This window comes from Dysgonomonas termitidis (genome assembly GCF_054657735.1).
The window spans coordinates 2,120,616-2,136,707 of the sequence record NZ_BAAHYD010000002.1; the positions used below are offsets into that span (position 1 = coordinate 2,120,616).

Sequence of the window (16,092 nt, forward strand, 5' to 3'; positions counted from 1 at the left end):
TGCTATGAGAAAGAATATAGTCCTCATTATCCTATTTATATTGTCTGTTGCAACATACTCGCAAGACCAGGCTGTAAATGGAAATCTTATACAACAACTAAACAACCAGTGGTTATCCCCCGCCAAACTGCAATTAGGGAGAAGTAATGCTGATATAATTGAAAATAAAGCCGTCATCGGAGTAACAAACGGGAACTTACATCTGGACCCCTATCCGGGATATGCATTATACTTGAATTATTATCAGAGAGATAGTAATTCCGGAAATAAGGGAATGATGATATCTCCGAGTGGCAATGTAGGCATTGGTACGAATAATCCCCAAAGAAAACTTGACGTAAGAGGAGGACAGAATTTGGGAGGGACTCTGTATATTACTTCTCCTTATGCAGGTGGTTATTGTGAAGGAATAAGGATCAGTGCCGGTAGCAATAATTGGGCCACTATTGCCTTGGGATCTACGGGTGATAGCGGGACAGGGGAAAATGTTTGGTCGATACACAGAACAAACAATAATGATTTCTCTATCAGCCGGAATAGCCCGGATGGTGCAAACGGGATGGTCATAACTAAATCCGGGAATATCGGGCTGGGAACTATTAATCCTCAATCCAAACTCGAAGTCAACGGCATTATCCGCTCCAAGGAAGTCAAAATCGAGGCTACCGGCTGGTCTGACTTTGTCTTCAATAAAGATTACAATCTAAGACCTCTGTCAGAAGTCGAAACCCATATCAAGAAACATAAACATCTACCTGAGATACCCTCAGAGAAGGAAGTGTTGGAAAATGGCATCAGTGTAGGAGAAATACAAGCTAAGCTATTACAGAAGATAGAAGAGTTGACATTGTATGTCATCGAACAGGACAAAGCGATTAAATCCTTGAAAGAAGAAAACAGGGAGATTAAGAGTCAACTAAAAAACGTTAAGCCATGAAAAAATTACTATACTACATCCTGCTGTTATTATGCAGTACAGGAATATTCAGTCAGGCTAACCTCACTCTGAATACCGTCCGCACAACAGGAGGCAATGAGACCGCCTGCCAGAGTATCATACTGAAGCCCGGCTTCAGTTTTGTATCGGCTACAGGAAAGAGCCTGACCCTGGCAGTCAATCCCTCCACCTGTGACCCTTATGCAGGAGCGGTGTCATCCGTCAGTTCCAATCAGAACTATATACAGACCAAGACCTATACCACCGCCGATGCGAGCCGATATACGGAATCCATCCAGTATTTCGACGGTCTGGGCCGATCAGTTCAGGTCGTACAGCGGGGAATCACCCCGGACGCTAAAGACCTGGTCTCTATACAAGAGTACGACGCTTTCGGGCGGGAGAGCAACAGTTGGCTTCCCGGTAAGGTAAGTACAAGCAACAACGGGGCGTTTGTCCCGGTAGAAACGGCGAAAGGATATATAAAAGCAACCAATGCCAGCGACCAGAAGCCTTATTCCTATCCCGTCTATGAAGCCTCGCCATTAAACAGGGTACTGAAACAGTTCGGCCCCGGGGCTGACTGGCAGAATACAGCCAATGAAAAAGCCGTGCTAACCGCATATAAAACCAATATAGCAGGCGATGCCACTTTGAACTGCAAGCTATACTTCATCACAGTGACAAGCCAGAGCCCGACCCTGGGCCAAACCACCAATTATACCACAGGGCAACTCTATGTAACAGAATTAAAAGATGAAGACGGCAATGCATCCTATGAGTTCAAGGACAAACTGGGACAGGTAGTCCTTACCCGCCAGATGGACGGGACAACGCCCCTCGACACCTATTATGTCTATGACGATTTTGGCAACCAATGCTATGTGTTACCCCCACGGATACAGGACGAAGGGATAGCACAAACAAAGCTCGACGAACTGGCTTACCAGTATAAATACGACAACCGCAACCGCTGTATATGGAAGAAGCTTCCCGGTTGTGAACCTATCCGTTACGTTTACGATAAAGCCGACAGGCTGGTATATACACAGGACGGAGTACAGTACAATAAAAGTCCGAAGGAATGGACGTTCATTATCCCCGATGCTTTCGGGCGGGTGGTACTGACAGGCATATGCAAGGATACCATCCCGGTAAGCAACAAGGTGGTCAAAGGCGTATATGCAAGTACAGGTAGCTACAAAAGGTATAATATACAGGTCGATGGCGTCAACAAGACCTTTACCAATAGCCCGTCTATCCTGTCCGTTAATTTCTATGACAACTACGATTTCCGGGGAATGGATGAAATACCGGCAAGCGGAACGGAGTATAACCCCGAAACAGGCTACGGTACATGGTACGGGACGGATTATACCGATACCAACAAGTATAAGAACAAAGGAATGCTGACAGGCGCATTAACGGCACAGATAAAATCCGATGGAACGATATCCTCTTACCTGTATTCGGTGATGTACTACGACAATAAAAAACAATTGGTACAGACCAAAGGTAATAACCAGCTTGCCGGAGGAATTGAAAAAGAATACATTGCCTATAACTTCACGGGGCAGCCGACCCAAAGGAAACATGTACATCAGGTTACAGGCAAAAACACACAAACCGAAGTCTATGCCTACACTTATGACCATGCAGGCAGGCTGCTGACAACCACACATCAGCTAACAGACGGGACAACGGTAAAACCGCAGGTAACACTGGCGGAAAACTCTTATGATGATTTGGGTAGGTTGAAGACAAATAAGAAAGGAGGGGTGGCAGGTACGCTGGCTACCTATACTTATAATGTGCGTTCGTGGACGAAATCAATCGCAGGCAGCCTGTTTACCGAAAACCTGTACTATAATGAATCCTATGGAGGGAACGTACCGAGATTCAATGGTAATATTACGGCTATGAACTGGACAATCCAGGGGGAAACTGTACCGAGAGGCTATGCCTTTGCCTATGATAACCTGTCGAGGCTGACGGGGGCCAACTACCTGCTGAACGGTTCGGCGTCCGCCACCAATGACTACAAGGTAGAGAATATCATTTATGATAAGCACGGGAATATAAAAAACCTGAGACGTTACGGGAAAACTTCTTCGGGAGCTACCTATGCCCTTGTGGATAACCTGACGATGACCTATTCGGGTAATCAACTGATACATGCAGCCGATGCCATTACAAATCCGGCTTATTCCGAATCTGCGGATTTCAAAGATAAGGTTTCCACCACCGGCACAATAGAATATACTTACACAGCCAATGGGGCGATGAATAAAGATCTGAATAAGGGAATAAGCGATATTCAATATAATTCGTTAAATTTACCGCAGGTAATGATAATAAACAGCCCGACGGCCAAAGCTAAAAATTATTATACCTACTCGGCTTCAGGCGTGAAGCTGAGGACGGAACAGCGATACGATCCGAATTATACTGTAACGCCGTCTAATGCGACCAATCCGACAAATGATGGATTGGCTGACTATAAGAATACCGATTATGTAGGTAATATCGTCTATGAAACGGTAAAAAGCGGTTCTACCATTACTAACAGGAGCAGGATATTGGTTGACGGCGGTTATTATGAAGGAGGTGTATATTACTACTATGTGACCGACCATTTAGGGAATAACCGTCTGGTAGTCAACCAGAGTGGAACAGTTACGCAGAAAAACCATTATTACCCGTTCGGTACTGCTTTTGCGGATAAGTATGATAACGGGACGAACCAGCCGTACAAGTATAATGGCAAGGAATTGGACGGGATGCACCAGTTGAACCTGTATGATTATAGTGCGAGGTATTATGAGAGTGCATTGGGAAGGTTTACTAGTGTCGATCCGCATGCCGAAAACTATTATAGCTGGTCACCGTATGCTTATGTGGGAAATAATCCTATTAATGCAGTAGATCCTAATGGGAAAGATAGTTACCTATTAATTTGGTTTTCAGCGGATGGAGAAACAGGTCATGCAGGTATTGCTATTGATAACTATAAACGTCAAGAAATTAGAGACAATAAAGGAAATGTAGTTAAAGATGATAAAGGGAATGTACAATACGAGATGGTAAAAGATGGAACAATGACTTATTATGATTTGTGGCCCAATAATCCTGTAGGAAAAACAGAACTTCAAAAAAATGTAGCCTCAGATTACTCTAAGGGGGTAAAAATTAACAGTTTATCTGATCTGAAAAGTAAGGATCCAACGGGCACGAGAAGTGGAAGTGTAAGTGCAGAAGGCAGGGCTGCAGATGGAATAGTTCAGGTTAAGACATCGTATGAACAAGACTCAAAGGTATTGGATTATGCTTCTAATACATCAACTTCTGGGAAGAAATATAATGCATGTGATTTTAACTGCTCAACTTATGCAGAAAATGCACTAAAACAGGCATTTCCTTCACTAAGTGCGAGTCAAGATATAAAAGTTCCTTTCGCATTGAGAATACTATATAAAGACTCTAAGACTGTAGCGCCCAATAATTTATATAATGCTACAATGAAATTGCCAGGAGCTACAAATATAAAAGGACCTAAATCAGTAGTAGCAAAACCTTATTTAGAATATTATGGAAAATAATTCAATTATATATAAACTGATCTTATTTATTGCAATAATGATGTCCGTATTTAGTTGTAATAAAACGCAGGAACATAAAGAGTCTCCTTTTATAATAGTTGTTAAATTACTATCAGCAGAACAAAAATTAGATTATAATGAAGCACAAAAATATATTGATGTGGATAAAGTTTATTCGAAATATTTAGGTTCTAAAGATCCAGAAAAAGAATGGAAAGAATTATTGCAATTCAATTACAATTTGGGTAAGGACCCAAAATTCTCTAACTCTATTGATTTTTATAAATATGACATAACGGAAAATATAACAAAAGAAGATGCTACAGTCGTCTTAACTGAAAAGGACATAGAAGCGCCCATAAAGAAAATAATTTATAAATTAGATTTTTTACAAAATCAATGGATTGTAACATCTATTGATTATATAAAAAACGAATAATATAAGTATAGATAACTCTTCACCGGCTGGTTATCAGTAGGTTTCCTACTGTTGACCCATTGGCGGAGAAGTATTATGGTTGGAGTCCATATGCATATGTGATGAATAATCCATTAAAGTATATTGACCCAAGGGGTGATACAGTAAGGGTATACACAGAAACTGAGGATTGGGGGCATTCATGGATGAGTGTAGGAGAAGGAGATGATATGGTTGTATATTCGTTTGGACCAGGCGCTACTAAAAAAGGACAGTCGGATAAAGGTAGGATTGAAGGAATTGCAGATGGTTTTCTTACCGTAATGGGTGGAGATGAAGCTAAAGACTATAATTCGAGAAAAGCTAAAGTCCAAGGCGGTGTTCAAACTGTTGTTATTTCTGATATATCTGATGCAGATGTAATAGATGTTGTGAATAAATTTATTGAAAATAATACTACGCTTGAAAGTAAGTCTGAATATGGAGATAAAACAACCTACAAAACAAATAGTATGTATAAAGCACCCACTAATAATTGTACAACATTTGTTTCTGATATGTTGAATTCTGCGGGTTCAGAAATATTGAGTACATCTAAATCCATAACAAATCGTAGTGTTGGAGAAGTTAATACAATTAAGGTGAAACAAACATTTGTATTACCATCTACTTTGCAAAGTTGGTTGAAAAAGAAATAGATTATGAGAAAAGTGATTGTTTTTTATATTTGTGCTTCAATAATAATGTTATTTTTTATCTTGTATGAAATAATGTCGTGTTATGTTCAATTAAAATATAACTTTGACCCAGTTAATTTAGATAGAAATCCTATTGAAAATGTATATAAAGTAGAAAAAAATATAGAAATAAGTCGATTGTATTTTTGGGGAATTTATATAATTTTTAATATTATATTTAGTTGTATTATTTTTAGGAAGATAAAAAATAAACAATGATGTTCAATTAATAATCCGCTATAAAAATAATCCTGCCGATGATGACCGGCAGGATTATTTATCTATAACATATACAATTTGTTCAGTGGAGCAAAAAAGATACAGGATGAAAACTATTGAAAATTCTGTTATGTTTACATACGCTTCGCTCCTGTGACCGTTGGTTGTTACCTTTTAACTCTATATAATTCAAGTTGCTATTTAGAACCTTGATAAACCAAGTCTGTGTTTTTTGTTATTATTTTTGTTTATTTTGAATTGACGGATGATAACAAATTATGCGATTAAAATATTTATTTTATTTTGCCGAATAATTATTGTAAAAAGATGATATACAACAGCAATATTTTATCAGGCAATATCCCGTAAAAAAAATATTAAAATCATTATATTTACAGGTATAATTATTAACCAATTTTTCAAAATTATGTACAATACATCATCAAAAGCTGTATCTGCCCATGTTGCGGTTGCGGCATTTATCGGAAAAGTCTTTTCATTTAACAGCAGCCTGAAACTGCATCACTGGCATATTACAGGCCCGGGCAGCTATTCCGCCCACATAGCATTGGATCAGGCTATCGAAGACCTGCTGGATGTAACCGACCGGCTGGTGGAAACATCGTATGCTACAGTAGGGGATCTGGATATCGTAATTCCTGAAACAAAGAATCCGTCGGATATCGTAAAGCATGCAGAAGAATTCGTCAAATACACGGAATCCCAGAGGGAACTGTTTACGGAAGCTTTCACCCAGGCTATTATCGATGACTATCAGGAAGCAATCCGGCAATTATTGTACCGCCTGAAACGCCTTCAGTAACAGGTCGTAATCTTATATTCAAACACCGGTATTTTTTCGCAATACCGGTGTTTGCCGTTTATTTATACTCAAAGAAGGAGTTAATCAGCATGATTCCATGCCGGTACTTTTTAGCGGATCATTTTGAAACCTCGCACATCAATACCCCTTTTCCCGTCACATCCGCTTTGGCAATGGTAACGGCTTTTCCCGTATAGGTCTTGGCGACCGCCGTACCCACCGCGTTCCAGAGTTTCCATGTATAGGTATATTCCGTGCCTGCCGCGTCCAACTCTTCGCCGCTCCGGTACAATACCGCTTTGGCGTCCACATCGTTGGCGTCGTTCTTAATCACAAATCCCTTCTGGCTAACGATATCCACCATAACAGGGTCGGACATATCCGAGAAGGAGATAATATCACATACGATCTTATTGGCGGAAGCATTTCCCGTTGAAGTATCCGTGTCCTTAATCGCGCATTTGAAGGTTTCAAAGTTCAGGACGGCGTCGGCAGTGATGGTAATCTCATCGCTTGTCCATCCGGCTGTTACCCCGCGCGGGTTGGAGGACGTAAGGCAAGCCCAGCTTGCACCAAGCATGGCATTGTAATACGGGTTTTTGACCGTTGCCCCGGATGCGGCTTCGGCCGTCAACGCGGAAGTCAGTGTGACCACTTTGGTAGATGTATTGACCGCCGAGATCGTATGTGTAACCGTACCGATAACGATCTTCCCCCCGGCCTCCATATTGGCGACCGAAGCGACGGTTACGGAAACAGCCCCGGTCACTGCTGCTGCCGACAGGGTTGTATTGGCAAAGACGGAAGAATCCTTGATACCCCAGCAATAGGTTACATTAGTCGTATCTATCGCCGCTCCGCGCCACAGGTCGCAGTGGGCCTTTAACGAAGCGACCTCGCCGTTACGGAAAATGACCCCGTCCGGGGCATAAGCGATAGCGCAGATCGTGGCTCCCGCCGACTGGTGCTGGGTGAATTGTATCTCCGAGCGAAAAGCAATCTCCAGGCTGTTCGCATCGATATACACCGCTTCGAAGGTATACCGTACCTGTGGCGATGCTATGCTCATATGGTTCGTATTGACAGTCAGAGCATATTTGGAAGCTGCCGTGGCAACCGTACAGCCATCCTGGCCGGAAACGACAGCCACCCCGTTTTTGTACCATATGGCCGAGCCGGTCTTAATGCCAGGTGTCAGCGCAGCAGCGTTCCCGACCGAAGTAACCTGGTCGGCATCTCCCTTACCGCTGACGAACAGGGCAGGCGTCAGTACCAGGTAAGGGGACGCCGTCCATGCCGGGGCATAGGCGTTGGTATCTTTCGTATAAATCTGTGTCAGCGGCTGGTTGGAGCCGATAAATGCCTGGAGGCTGACCGCGTCGTTCTGGTCGATAATGGTGACCTGTCCCCGCGCTACTTTTTGTGCCATGATCCTTGTTTTTTATATTGTTGATAATATTACTTCGCAGTCGAATACCGCTTTGCGGTAAACATCCTCTCCGGTTATCTCCAGTGTTTTCCCCGTATGATCCACGCTGTTCCATAGAGCATCGCCGGCAATATCCTTACTGCTCCTTATCCACCTGAAATTTGCAGCGGGTATTTTTCCGGTCACATCTTCACAGCCTTTATATACCCTTGCCGACAATAGCGTTGAGACAGCTCCGTTTCTAAATACGGAACCGTTGGAAGAGCTTATATAGATAGAATATGCGCTTTGCCCGTCAAATTGTTTATAAATGGAGAAAATACTATCGTATTCCTCTTCCTTGAAAGAAGCAATATACCTTACAGGCAATACATTGCGTCCTTCCCAGTAATGCCCGTCCGGCAGGATACGTATAAAATCCTGATTATATCCGGAAAGCTCTTTCCATACTGAACAAGAATCCAAATACAGCCATTTTCTGTTCGTCGCAATAAAATTATTTTCTGTAGCGTATATAATAATCTCTTGTGGTTCGCATTCCTCCTCCGGTTCATCCGGGTTATGGAAAATATTTGCGCCGCTAAGTGCTACGGATTTAGGTAAAAGGTTCTCCTGCATTTCGGAATCAAAGTCCTCCCAATGGATTGTTACATTCTGTAATGTTATCGTATCTTTTGTCCATTTAAAGCGTCCCGAGGCAAAGTGTCCCGTGCCGTCGGGATTGATAACAAAAGAGTTGTCGCAGGAACTGATGGAGCCGTCATTGTTCAGCTTTAACAGGGGATTTTGTATTGTACCCCCGATACCTCCCTTTGAAAACCAGGCCCCGTAATCCTCTACATAGGAAAGCGTCCCGTCTGTAGGCTGGTATTGAGACGGGGTAGAACCTGCCTCCAATTGCGGCGCTGTTATAAGCATTCCGCTGACAGGAGCTTCCAGCCGGATAATACAATCCGTCTCTTTTGAGTCCTTAAAGGTGAAAGGGACGGAATACCTCTTCCAGTCTGTAGAATCCGCCTGTATATCCAGCAAATGGTATTCATCCTGGTATACTGCTATATTAGTGGCAATACCTGCTTTTATCCAGATGGAAAAACAATATTTTTTATTCCGATGGGATTCCCGCCATCCGGCTGATTGTATTTTTAGTTTTATAGTGTTTCCGGTTATCCAGCATTTACCAATACCGACAGGAGAATGTTCATCGAGGGGTGTAACAGGAGAGTCTGTAAACTCGCAGTCGATACTGTTTCTGATGACGTTCTTATGTATCTTTCCTACATAAAACGTCGAGCTGAACCCGTTCTCATCCCCGGCAGTCAGTGTCCCGGCGATATTGACGTTTTGGGTGGCATACATATTCCGGAAGTAAGCCCCGTAGCCATCGAGCACGCCAAAAACCGGGTCTACGATCCCCTTTACTTTTCCGATCCGCACTTTTGCTGCGTTGGCGAAGGTGGATATAGCGGATTGTAAGATTATGTTCAGGTCAGCAATTTCGCACCATTCATCCTTATCCTGTAAAAATCCGGTAAGGCCGATAAAGAAGCTACGCTGGTACAAAGACGGATAGTCAATGGAAATCAAATGCAGCCTGTATTCCCATTCGGTATTTATCCGGATGGTATCCGAGCCGTCGGTCTCATTGCCTGTTGTATATCCGAACAGTACCGGTACATCTTCCATCTTTTTTGATGCCCTTACTTTATATGATATAACAACACGCTGGGGATGTTCCAGTTCTTGCTCTATCGACTGTTTAATGCCAAACAAATCATTTTCATCCAGGTTAGCCTCGTTGCGGGTTATTCTGAATACACGGCTTGCTTCCTGCATGGAATGGCTGTATGAGGATTGCAGGTACTTACTTCCGAGTACGGCGTATTTATTCTTATCCGGGATTTCGGGGTCGCCGCCGTCCATAAACGGATAGCACAGGGAGTTTTCAATGGCAAGCCCGTCGATAACATCCATATAGGGCGATTCTGAATCCGACGCCGTCAGGTATAATGCTCCGCTTCTGCTTTCATCATGCAGGTTCGTAATACGGACAAAATCCAATATCTCCCCATTCTTGGGTTCATCGCCTTCGATCAGCGCTCCGGTAAAATAAGGGGATTCTTTGTCTCCAATTATATCCATGCCTGTCTCCAGGACGATCATTAACGAATAGATGAGATTGGGATTGTCGAAATATTGCCTGCGGACAACATCCCCGACCTTCAGTCCCTGCATCTTTTTGGAACCGGAAGCTATAAGTATTTTATATTTGTTGTATGTTTGAGTTGCCATGATGGTGCTTTGTAAAATGGAATAGAGAGTAATTAATATTTTCCATCCATTATTGTCTGTTTATATTAATATATCTTTCAGGCTTGATTAAGAATAGGGTATATCAATAGGGACAGGTTTAAGTAAAGATTTGCATCAACACTTTTTCCTTGTAAATTAACCGGATATTTATATCTTTGCAAACCTTTAATACTAAAAAAACGAATATGAACTTTGTATCGATTGCATCATTTTCCCTACTGTTAATAGTGCTGGCTTCCTGTAACACTGCTCCTGAGAACAAGCAGGACAACAAAATTATCGCCTCCTATAAAATTATATATGATAGTATGGAGGATTATCCCGGCTCTGACAGGCATACATTAACAATAGGTATCGATTCTGCCTTGACCCTAAATCAGTTATATTCAATATCCGATAGTATCATACGGAAAAACGGAAATCACGGGAAAAGCTTCAATATAGCTTACAGAATGGCTGATCAACGTCTTGGCTACTTAATATACAATGACTTATATGCGGAAACTAAGATGGATTCGGTTCGATATGAAACGGTAATCTCACGTGAAGAAAAGGATAATACTATAACTGTTCAAAATAATAACGTTCCTTCCCAAACCAAGGACGATCCGAATCAATATAGTGCTATAGGCTCCTGGCAAAATGATTTCGGGTTATACGATATATTCATAGAGGACGGGGTATATTATCTCAAAAATAGATATATTGATGGCTCGGGGAATACAGAAAAATTATCTGTGAAAAAGAGGAACGGGCAATTAATATTCAATGTGGAAGGAGATGATACCGAATACTTTATCATTAAACGGGATGGTTTGTATATTTATGACAGTTTCGGTGAATTGGGGACAATCTATAAAAACAGATTCTAAGCCGGTCATCTTTGTCCCCTGCAGGACAAGATATTCATAGCTATATTTTTTCGACTGTATCGCCGGAACAGCTATCACTAATCCAGAGCGAACCGTTCGTCGCACTTATCTTTTGTACCTCCAGTTCATAAATCCGCATTTTCTTACGGATGGTCAGCTCATCGAATGTAGCCGCCGTATTTCCTGTCGTCTTATTCCGGATAACCGCCCATCCTGAACCGGCAAAGCCGGATGAAAAGAATCCGGAACTCAGATTATCCATAAAATAAGCGTTGCCATAGTGCTTAATACCGTCCGTTGCCGACAGCAAATATTTTTCACTGTTAAAGAATAGCCCTCCATCTGTCAGCCGGGTGAAGGCATTATTGATACCGATATGCCCCTGGGCTTCGAGCGGTTTGTTTACAGAGAAAAAATCCGCGTCAGTCCGTATGAAAAATGAGTTGGACAAGCGGTCCATAGAAGCGTACCTGCTTACAGAAGGGTTGTGCAAGAATATGGTCTTATGGGTAAATACCTGCCTTTGGGTGTCTTCTCCAACGTAGCGGACCAACGCGGATGAGAAAGCGATCCCATCCGGGTCCCCGGTAAAGAAAGCCCCTCTGGAATCCGTAAACCGCAGGTTCTTATGGATAACCATACCTTCATCGTCCTTATCCACCTTGTAGCTGGATAACAACGTATCGCCGTAATTATGCCTTACTGTCAATGAATTCGGGAAATAAGCCGCCCCGTACCTGCTTAACAGGATATGTTCCCCGTCAATATCGGAAAGGCCTGCATAGAGTTTTATTCTATTAGTTGAATCGTTTCCCAGGATAATGTCTCCTCCTAATCCTCCCAACTGAATATCATTTTCATTTACCCTTATCAGTACCGGAATCCCCTTCATTTTGATACCGAAGCCGGAAGCAAAGGACAGGAAGCTGCTAAAGCCTACCTGTTCTTGTTCTACGGAGACCAGGATATTTCCATTATAGCCAAGACTTGCGCCATAACAGGCTTCCAGCATCCCGGACAATACGGCTTTCCCGGCAACGGAGAGGTTTTTCCCTATATACCCGTTCCCCATAGACCAGTCTACAGTCGCAAGGTTAGCATTCCCTGCATGATATACGTCTTTTCCGTTTATCTGCAGAGCAGCCGGGGAGAGGTAAATACCCTTCGTTTTATCCTCGCCTATGATCAGTTCCCCGGCCAATAATAGTTTGGAATCCAGGAAATTTATACAGGGGTTGTTGATACAGGCAACCTGCGACTCCCTGTCATATGATATAAACCGGCTACCCCCGATTACCAGATTATTGCCGCCGATTTCGACATCCCCGGTAAAGCCCACACCATATACAGCTCCGTCTTTTACAAAGGTCCGGATAACAGGGGTATTTCCAATCCCGGCCTCAAAGCCGTAGTTGGCCCGCAGCATGCCGGACATATCGCCGCCGCTTTTCTTCAGGTATTCCAGTAATATGCTGCTTCCACTGTTTCCGGAGCCTTCCCCGGCAACACCGCCTGCAATGGCGTCGGCAAAATTATAAGCCGTATTGCGGAGGCGGACGGATGTTTCATCGCCTTCTTTTACATATTGTTGGTCCTGCGCGTTAAAGAAGTTATGGTACAGTTGTATATAGATGCTGTAACACAGGCTGCCTGTATCCAGGTTCTCTATGGCGGGATGAATGGTTACGGTACTCATTTGGTATAAGCTGTTTTGGAAAGGAATTGCTGGATTTTGGCTGTCAGGGCTGAAAAACTGGCAGCATTGACTGCCGGCATGGTTCCCATCAGTGTAGGAGTCATGATTTTGCTGCATTCGGTCAGGAAGTCAAGCATCAACTGAGCCAGTTCATTTCCTAATACCAAAGGCTCTGAAGCATCATCCGCCCCGATGGTTACTTTATCACCCGTAACTGTAACCGAAACATTCCCGACCTTTACCGTATAGTTGTCTGTAGTCTGGCAGGTTTCCGACTTATCCGTCTTGTGACGTATCTGTTCCGGGGTTTGTTCCACCTCCGATTTTTTTCCTTCCCTATCTATGACTTTGGTAACGACTGATGATTTCAGGTATGTTGTATAGGCCTCATTTCCTGTTTTCTCCAGTTCATCATAATCAGGGGAATCATTGTCTTCCAGGTCCAGTTCTTCGGTTTCCGCTATCCCGATAATAACTTCGGTATGTGAGCTAAGCTGTATGAAATCGGCATGGGAAAAGTTCAGAACATACGAATATTTTGTGGCTGCATCGGATATGATGGTTACATCTGAAAATAAGGTCGGAACGATAAGGAAACCGCCGGAATTATCTTTCAGCCCTGAAAGCAATACGCCTTTATGGATAAACGGCCCGCTGCTGGCTGTTTCATCGGGGAATTCACCGACATCGATTGTCCCGGCATATTCTTCAAATTCATCATCGCTTTCATCATCGTGTACCTTAGCGACATAGCCATGAATCATCCTGGCTGTACCGACTCCGCCGGCTCCGCCGGGCGACATATTTATGCGTTCGATACTCCGGCCCAGGGCAATCTTGCGGATCGCCTCCCTGATCATCAGCTGGCTGTTCTTTTCCATAAAAGCGTTTAGATAAGAATAGGAATAGGAAACCGGAAAGGATAACAGGTAACGGTTATAACGAAATTTTTGGATGATTTTGGCCCAGCCGGGAATTTAAAATGACTTGACAAAATAGTATATAATAACTACTTGTTTAAATTCATAATATTGGAAATGATACATAATTGTCATTTTTTGGTTAATTTGTTCCATTACAAATTTTCACAAAACTATACATTTGTTAAATATTGAATTCTTAAAGTTCGATAATATACACTTCATGAATTTTCAATAGAATACTATAAAAATCTAGATATGAAATACGGTTTTTCAGTTATCATGCCAACTTACAACCAAACATTCTTTATAAGAAGAGCTATTCTCAGTTTACAAAAGCAAACATTTACAAATTGGGAACTTATCATCGTAAATGATGGTTGTACAGATGAAACAGAATTTTTTATATCTGATTTTTTAGTAGATCCTAAAATAAAATATATTAAAAATAATATTAATAAAGGATTAGGTTATGCAATCAACCAAGGATTAAATGCCGCAAAGTATGAATATATAGCTTATCTACCTTCTGATGATTTTTATTATGAGAATCATCTAAAATCATTAATAGAAGTGTTACAGAAATATACAGATTCTAATCTTGCATTTAGTGGCTTAAAATATCAGACAAGAGATACGATGACTAATTCACGGGATACAGAGTCTGATGGTATCAAGAAAAATCATACACTACAGCTAGTTCAAGTGGCCCATCGAAATAATCCGGAAAGGTGGGTTGAACGAGAAGAATGGGTTACAGAGAATCTTTTCGATATGTATTGGAAGAAGTTAATAGATAAGGGAAGCTATGTGCCAACAAACACCGTCTCATGTTTCTGGACTTGTCATCCGCATCAAAGACATAAGATAATAGGCGAAAGATATGGCGGAGGATTAAACTTATATAGAGCATATTATAAAATACAGGAACCTATTAAGATAAGAATATCAAAATACAAATCTATAGATGAGAAGACATTATACTCTACCTTTCGAAAGGAAACAAAACGAAAGGCTGATTCTTTGAAAATACTGATAGTAGGTGAATTAGCATATAATCCGGAGCGTATTTATGCTTTAGAACAAGCAGGGCATCAATTATATGGTTTGTGGATACCAAAACCTGAGTTTACTTTTAATACCGTTGGGCCTTTACCTTTTGGAAAGGTTATAAATATTCCATATGAGAACCGGCAAAAACATATAAATCGAATCAAACCTGATATTATCTATGCCCTTCTCAATACCAATGCTATTGATTTAGCTTACGATGTGCTTAAGGCTAATCCCCAAATACCATTTGTCTGGCATTTTAAGGAAGGACCATCGGTAGCCTTAACAAGAGGTTTATGGGATAGATTAATTTATTTGTATACATTCTCAGATGGTAAGATATATTTAAATGATACTGCTAGAGCCTGGTATGAACAATTTGTACCATCTGGAATAGGGCTAGATTTTATTTTAGATGGAGATATTCCGAAAAAAGATTATTTTAGAGATAATTTCTCAAATAAGCTGTCTAAGACAGATGGTGCAATACACACACTTGTTGCCGGAAGACAAGTTGGGCTAGGAAAGAACGAAATAGCATATCTGGCAAATAATAACATTCATGTACATTCCTATCAAGAAAACTATCATTCCGGAAAAGAAAATTTTTACAGGGAAATGTATTCAGTAGCACCTAAGCATTTTCATATCCATCCACATTGTTCAAGTATTGATTGGACCAAAGAGTTTTCTAAATATGATGCCGGATGGCTACATAATTTAAATAGCAATAATAGAAAAAACTTATTATTTGCCTCTTGGGATGATTTAAATATACCTGCTCGGATAAACACTTATGCAGCAGCAGGTTTGCCTATTATCCTGAAAGACAATTCAGAACATCGTGTGGCTGTTCAGGATAGATTATCACAACTCAACACTGGTATATTTTTCGGAAATATGAAAGATCTGGTCTGTCAATTAAAAGATGAAAAAGTTATAACAATAAAAACGGCAAATGCAATTAAACACCGGAACTTATTTTCTTTTGATTATCACGTCAACGAATTGATAGATTTTTTTAGAAATGTAATAAAACATAAAAAGAAGAACCTATGAAAAGATTACTTCTAAAA

General features: G+C 41.5%; 11 protein-coding genes. 7 read left to right on the top strand and 4 right to left on the bottom strand.

Annotated elements, in window-relative coordinates; all coding sequences use genetic code 11:
- The first annotated feature begins 4 nt into the window (after positions 1-4).
- The 5 genes from ACYQ3L_RS13000 to ACYQ3L_RS13020 all read left to right on the top strand — a co-directional run bounded on the left by ACYQ3L_RS13000 (position 5) and on the right by ACYQ3L_RS13020 (position 6,733).
- Positions 5-937, top strand: a complete 933-nt coding sequence (locus ACYQ3L_RS13000; protein ID WP_380001751.1) for a hypothetical protein — start codon at positions 5-7, stop codon at positions 935-937.
- Positions 934-4,536 carry a DUF6443 domain-containing protein gene (locus ACYQ3L_RS13005; protein ID WP_459952420.1) on the top strand — a complete coding sequence of 1,201 codons (3,603 nt, stop codon included), beginning with the start codon at positions 934-936 and terminating at the stop codon, positions 4,534-4,536. Before ACYQ3L_RS13000 ends, ACYQ3L_RS13005 begins: the two co-directional genes overlap by 4 nt.
- Complete coding sequence (locus ACYQ3L_RS13010; protein WP_380001114.1) at positions 4,526-4,975, top strand: hypothetical protein; 450 nt, start codon at positions 4,526-4,528, stop codon at positions 4,973-4,975. The genes ACYQ3L_RS13005 and ACYQ3L_RS13010 overlap by 11 nt, the downstream gene beginning before the upstream one ends.
- Positions 4,976-5,076: 101 nt before the next feature.
- Positions 5,077-5,652: a hypothetical protein gene (locus ACYQ3L_RS13015; protein WP_380001116.1), complete on the top strand. Its 576-nt coding sequence runs from the start codon at positions 5,077-5,079 to the stop codon at positions 5,650-5,652.
- Between the two features lie 685 nt (positions 5,653-6,337).
- Positions 6,338-6,733, top strand: a complete 396-nt coding sequence (locus tag ACYQ3L_RS13020; RefSeq protein WP_380001118.1) for a DUF5856 family protein — start codon at positions 6,338-6,340, stop codon at positions 6,731-6,733.
- A gap of 118 nt (positions 6,734-6,851) precedes the next feature.
- On the opposite strand, the gene ACYQ3L_RS13025 is transcribed toward ACYQ3L_RS13020, so the two are convergent.
- Together ACYQ3L_RS13025 and ACYQ3L_RS13030 are read right to left on the bottom strand one after the other, a co-directional pair.
- A complete protein-coding gene (locus tag ACYQ3L_RS13025) occupies positions 6,852-8,162 on the bottom strand; it encodes a hypothetical protein (protein WP_380001120.1) in 1,311 nt (436 codons plus the stop codon).
- A gap of 12 nt (positions 8,163-8,174) precedes the next feature.
- Positions 8,175-10,454, bottom strand: coding sequence for a hypothetical protein (locus ACYQ3L_RS13030; protein ID WP_459952421.1), 2,280 nt, complete (start codon positions 10,452-10,454; stop codon positions 8,175-8,177).
- 206 nt (positions 10,455-10,660) lie between these two features.
- Here ACYQ3L_RS13030 and ACYQ3L_RS13035 point away from each other — a divergent pair, with 206 nt between their 5' ends.
- Entirely contained in the window at positions 10,661-11,347 is a 687-nt protein-coding gene (locus ACYQ3L_RS13035; protein WP_379993963.1) for a hypothetical protein, read from the top strand.
- Positions 11,348-11,387: 40 nt separating this feature from the next.
- Here ACYQ3L_RS13035 and ACYQ3L_RS13040 read toward each other — a convergent pair whose 3' ends face one another.
- Both ACYQ3L_RS13040 and ACYQ3L_RS13045 read right to left on the bottom strand, forming a co-directional pair.
- Positions 11,388-13,043, bottom strand: a complete 1,656-nt coding sequence (locus tag ACYQ3L_RS13040; protein ID WP_379993964.1) for a hypothetical protein — start codon at positions 13,041-13,043, stop codon at positions 11,388-11,390.
- Positions 13,040-13,924: a hypothetical protein gene (locus ACYQ3L_RS13045; RefSeq protein WP_379993965.1), complete on the bottom strand. Its 885-nt coding sequence runs from the start codon at positions 13,922-13,924 to the stop codon at positions 13,040-13,042. Before ACYQ3L_RS13045 ends, ACYQ3L_RS13040 begins: the two co-directional genes overlap by 4 nt.
- 297 nt (positions 13,925-14,221) lie before the next feature.
- Between ACYQ3L_RS13045 and ACYQ3L_RS13050 the strand changes: the two genes are divergently transcribed.
- Complete coding sequence (locus ACYQ3L_RS13050; RefSeq protein WP_379993966.1) at positions 14,222-16,075, top strand: glycosyltransferase family 2 protein; 1,854 nt, start codon at positions 14,222-14,224, stop codon at positions 16,073-16,075.
- Positions 16,076-16,092: the final 17 nt, after the last annotated feature.

Coding starts and splice junctions, on each gene's coding strand:
- ACYQ3L_RS13000 (WP_380001751.1), top strand. CDS start 5: ATGAGAAAGAATATAGTCCTCATTATCCTATTTATATTGTCTGTTGCA.
- ACYQ3L_RS13005 (WP_459952420.1), top strand. CDS start 934: ATGAAAAAATTACTATACTACATCCTGCTGTTATTATGCAGTACAGGA.
- ACYQ3L_RS13010 (WP_380001114.1), top strand. CDS start 4,526: ATGGAAAATAATTCAATTATATATAAACTGATCTTATTTATTGCAATA.
- ACYQ3L_RS13015 (WP_380001116.1), top strand. CDS start 5,077: ATGAATAATCCATTAAAGTATATTGACCCAAGGGGTGATACAGTAAGG.
- ACYQ3L_RS13020 (WP_380001118.1), top strand. CDS start 6,338: ATGTACAATACATCATCAAAAGCTGTATCTGCCCATGTTGCGGTTGCG.
- ACYQ3L_RS13025 (WP_380001120.1), bottom strand. CDS start 8,162: ATGGCACAAAAAGTAGCGCGGGGACAGGTCACCATTATCGACCAGAAC.
- ACYQ3L_RS13030 (WP_459952421.1), bottom strand. CDS start 10,454: ATGGCAACTCAAACATACAACAAATATAAAATACTTATAGCTTCCGGT.
- ACYQ3L_RS13035 (WP_379993963.1), top strand. CDS start 10,661: ATGAACTTTGTATCGATTGCATCATTTTCCCTACTGTTAATAGTGCTG.
- ACYQ3L_RS13040 (WP_379993964.1), bottom strand. CDS start 13,043: ATGAGTACCGTAACCATTCATCCCGCCATAGAGAACCTGGATACAGGC.
- ACYQ3L_RS13045 (WP_379993965.1), bottom strand. CDS start 13,924: ATGGAAAAGAACAGCCAGCTGATGATCAGGGAGGCGATCCGCAAGATT.
- ACYQ3L_RS13050 (WP_379993966.1), top strand. CDS start 14,222: ATGAAATACGGTTTTTCAGTTATCATGCCAACTTACAACCAAACATTC.